Origin of the sequence: Falsochrobactrum shanghaiense (genome assembly GCF_003149535.1) — a bacterium.
Classification (GTDB): Bacteria; Pseudomonadota; Alphaproteobacteria; order Rhizobiales; family Rhizobiaceae; genus Brucella; species Brucella shanghaiense.
Genome location: NZ_QGDB01000031.1, coordinates 1 through 1009 on the forward strand (window position 1 = coordinate 1; position 1009 = coordinate 1009).

The window sequence follows — 1009 nt, forward strand, 5'->3', positions numbered from 1 at the left end:
TAGCATTACAGTTGCGTTTTTGATTTGATGTGTGCTCGTTGTGCAGTTGCCTGATGTGCTCGTCGCCAGAGCGACCATGCGATGACATGGGCGGGGTGGATACGTCGTCGGGCAAGGCGTGTAGCGATACGGCGGATTTCCTGAACCGACCAGCGGATCAGCGGCGGGTTCCCGAGCCTGCCCGGCGCATCGTTTTTGGGGGCGTGGCATTGGCCCGATGGCGGATAGCGGCCATCATGGCGAAGGCGAGCATGACCAGCGAGACATGGCGATGCCAGCCATGCCAGGAGCGGGTCTCGTTGTGGTCGAGGCCGAGTTCGTTTTTGGCGGTCTCGAAGCTGTCTTCGATCGCCCATCGATGCCCCTCCACTCGCACCAGCGTTTCGATGGATGTGCCGATCGGACACCAGGTCGAGAAGAAGGCGAGGTCACCGTCGGCGATATTGCGGCGGATCAGCAGCCCGCGTGTCCAGATGCCGGGGAATGTCGCATCAAAATCATCGGCGTCGAGATCGGCTAGGTCGAGATAGACCCAATCGTGCAGTCGCGGGCCTTTGGTCCCTTCGCCGGACGACAGGCGCCGCCAGGCATCTTCGGGTAAGGCCTCCGCGATGTCCTTCGCGGTTCCGCCGACGGGTTGCGGTCTGGCCCATGAATGAAAGGGATGGTTGGCGTTCACACCCAGCACATAACCCTTGGCGGCGCGTTTAAGCGCCATCTCGATATCGCCGACGCCGTAGATGCTGTCTGCCGCCACCCAGGAAAAGGGCACGTTCGAAGCAATCGCCCGCTCGATCATGGCGAGCGCCAGCGTCGGCTTGGTGGCGAAGCCGGTATTGACCGGCACATGGGCTCTCGCCATACGCCCGGCGTCGTCCGTCCAGGCCTTCGGCAGATAGAGCGCCCGGTCAATGAAGGCATGACCGTGACGCGAGACGTAGGAAGCAAACACGCCGATCTGACAATTGGTGATCTTGCCCGCCGAGCCGGTGTATTGCCGCCCAACCCC

Annotated in this window: 1 protein-coding gene; it reads right to left on the reverse strand. The window is 62.1% G+C overall.

What is annotated here, in order from left to right; translation table 11 throughout:
* Positions 1-157 precede the first annotated feature (157 nt).
* The coding region (locus DKP76_RS18860) for an IS701 family transposase (protein ID WP_109708178.1) at positions 158-1009 on the reverse strand (852 nt) is incomplete at its 5' end.